The 2,740-nt window shown below is 43.8% G+C and carries 2 protein-coding genes and 2 pseudogenes; all 4 read right to left on the bottom strand.

The features are described from left to right. A pseudogene (locus H5202_RS20105) lies at window positions 1-124 on the bottom strand (transposase); the annotation flags it as partial. Window positions 125-147: 23 nt separating this feature from the next. Further along, window positions 148-1,649 (bottom strand): annotated as a pseudogene (gene tnpC, locus H5202_RS20100) (IS66 family transposase). Window positions 1,650-1,729: 80 nt separating this feature from the next. Continuing rightward, window positions 1,730-2,080 carry an IS66 family insertion sequence element accessory protein TnpB gene (gene tnpB / locus H5202_RS20095; RefSeq protein ID WP_182773625.1) on the bottom strand — a complete coding sequence of 117 codons (351 nt, stop codon included), beginning with the start codon at window positions 2,078-2,080 and terminating at the stop codon, window positions 1,730-1,732. Then, complete coding sequence (locus H5202_RS20090) at window positions 2,077-2,412, bottom strand: IS66 family insertion sequence element accessory protein TnpB (protein WP_182699025.1); 336 nt, start codon at window positions 2,410-2,412, stop codon at window positions 2,077-2,079. The genes tnpB and H5202_RS20090 overlap by 4 nt, the downstream gene beginning before the upstream one ends. Window positions 2,413-2,740: the final 328 nt, after the last annotated feature.

The raw sequence follows: 2,740 nt of genomic DNA, 5'->3' as shown, positions 1-2,740 counted from the left end.
TACCGTAGGTTTTACCCGCCGATTCAGCTTTGCATTTGACCAATCTAGAGTAAGAAGCGAACTTTTGCACTGACTCAAATCGGCAGATATCACCGATTTCATACAAAATTGTCAGTGACAGAATCGTAAGCGTCTGGGCAACTACACCTACCTTTTAAAATTCCATGGTAACAGGCTGTCTATATCCGGTACTGGTTGGCACAGTTCATTAAGGCAAGCCATGATGTAATCAAATGGTAATAAGCCATTTACCTTTGCTGTTTCCACAATGCTGTAAAGCGTGGCACTGGCATGAGCCCCATTAGCTGTCTGACTGAATAACCAATTTTTGCGGCCTATCACAAACGGTTTTACCGCTCGCTCTGCACGATTATTATCAATACTCAATCTGCCATCATCAACATAACGAATGAGTTTGTGCCATTGATTAGCCAGGTAATTAGCCGCCTCAATCAGTTTGGTATTACCACTAAATTCGGTTGGTTTTGCTCAAGCCATGCTTTTAGCTTGTCCAGTATAGGCACACTGACTGCTTGTCTTGTCGTGTATTTATCATCCGCACTTTTATCTTTAACGCGTGACTCAACGCCGTACAGTTTTTGGATAAGGCTCAATACCACATCCGCTTTACCGGTTTTATTTTTACCTTGCAGCTTTTTCGCGTCGATAAATTTACGACGAGCATGCGCCCAGCATCCCACTAAGGTTGCCTGTGTTTTTTCATAAACTTGATAACCATCTACGTGCAAGTAACCTTGATATCCATCAAGATAATTGACCACGCAGGCGGCAGCCCGACTATTGTGAAAATCGTAAAGCACGATATTGGGGGTAGGATGGTTTGGCTCAGGTGAATCTCGACCTGAGCAATACACCCACATGTAGCTGTTCACCTTATCGGATTTCACCACTTTCAGTGGCGTTTCATCGGCAAACAACGTGGGCTGCTTTAACAGCTCGGCTTTAAGCCGTTCCACCAGTGGTGCAAACAGTGTGGCGGATTTGTCTATCCAGCTGCTCATGGTCTGGCGACTGAGCTCAATACCGTATTGCTTGAACATCGCTTCCTGGCGATAAAGCGGTAACCCGTATTGGTATTTACTGGTGATAAGCTGACTGAGCAAACTGCTCGTCGCGATACCTTTATTAATCGGCATCGCAGGCATTGGTGCTTGTTTTATTGGCGTATTCGTCGAGGATTTATCACAGTGACGGCACGCGTATTTAGGCCGAATGTGCTCAATGACTTTTATTTGCGCTGGGATAAACTCAAGCTTTTCTGACTTATCTTCACCCATTTTATGTAGCTCACCGCCACAGCTATCACAGGTTTTATCTTCAATGTCGTGGATAACTTGCTCACGGGGTAAGTCTTTTGGCAGTGGCTTACGCACCGGTTTTTTGCGGGTATAGCTAATGGATTGTTGCTCGGCCTCAACGGCTTCAACAATCTCTTCTACTTCATTGAATAACTCGCCTTGCCCTACAAAGCCTTCAGCACTTTTGCCAAATTGTTTTTGTTGGGCCAGGCGCCAGCGTTCTTCTAGCGCAGCGATTTGCGCATCTTTTTGTAAAGATAATTGCCGCTCATTTTCGAGCAGTTTTTCCAGTTCAGCAATGCGCTGTTGAAGGGCGAGTACATTTTTCATGAAGCCTATTTTAAGGCGTAACCAGCGGGTTTCCAGTGCTAAATGAACATCCTTTGATGATCATCAATCGATCGCAAATATTAAAGTAGTTGCTTACCTGCGACATCAATTTTGCTGTGACCAATGACATCATAACCCCCTAATAACCAGTGTAATTGTTGCTCGGTTAATGTCATGGTGGGTGACATGAGTTTGGGCCATTTGAACTTATGCTTGTCTAATCGCTTATACCACAGCGCAAAGCCGGTATTATCCCAATAAAGCAATTTGAGTTTGTCACGGCCTTTATTACAAAAGACAAATAGCGCACCACTGAGCACTGGGAGTTCAAGCTCAGCTTCCACTAAGGCGGCTAATCCATTAATCGATTTACGAAAATCGACCACATCGGCACATAAATAAACAGTGGGGATATCAACAAACATCTTCATGCCATTAGCCCTTTAATAATGGCAACGATATCGGTCGTTGCTAAATCTGCTGGTAGGGTGAGTTGGCCTGTGCGGGTATCAAACTGCAGTGTATTTTGATGAGTGTGCTCGCAGACGTCAGTGGTGGTTTGTTTTAGTTGAATAAAGCGTGATGATGTAGCGCGCTTTGGCAAGGTTGTTTTTTGCTGGTTCTCAGCCTGTAAAGCACGTTGTTTATAATAAGTGGTAATCGAGACATTATGATGTTGGCAGAATTCAACATTAGTGCCTTTGAAATTGCTGCGCTGCTGAAGTAAACCGAGCCACTGTGCCGCTGTTCTGTATGTTTTCATCACCTGCTCCAAATTTATCATTGAGCAGGTATTTTCAAATAGGCAGATTAACGATGCGAGGTGTGGTTCGCTAGACGGTTACAATAGAGGTAGGATTTTTCTGTTTGATAGCTGTAATGGCGTACCCTGATCTCTGTCCGTATAGCCTCCAAAAATGTTAATTGCCCCATAACCGTTACCTTACCAATGCACTGTGTTTATATAAGGGCTATCCACTTAGCACAACCAATCACTATATATTGTGGTTATCGATTTTTAATTGATTGGTACGTTATCGGCTTAGAACGCACTGCTTGTTCAAGCAACCTGTAGAATAATAATCCCCGAG

The sequence above is a fragment of the Shewanella sp. SG41-4 genome (assembly GCF_014164505.1).
Taxonomy (GTDB): domain Bacteria; phylum Pseudomonadota; class Gammaproteobacteria; order Enterobacterales; family Shewanellaceae; genus Shewanella.
Note: the sequence above shows the minus strand (reverse complement) of the source record. Positions and strands in the feature narration are given on the sequence as shown.

Coding starts and splice junctions, on each gene's coding strand:
- tnpB (WP_182773625.1), bottom strand. CDS start 2,080: ATGAAGATGTTTGTTGATATCCCCACTGTTTATTTATGTGCCGATGTG.
- H5202_RS20090 (WP_182699025.1), bottom strand. CDS start 2,412: ATGAAAACATACAGAACAGCGGCACAGTGGCTCGGTTTACTTCAGCAG.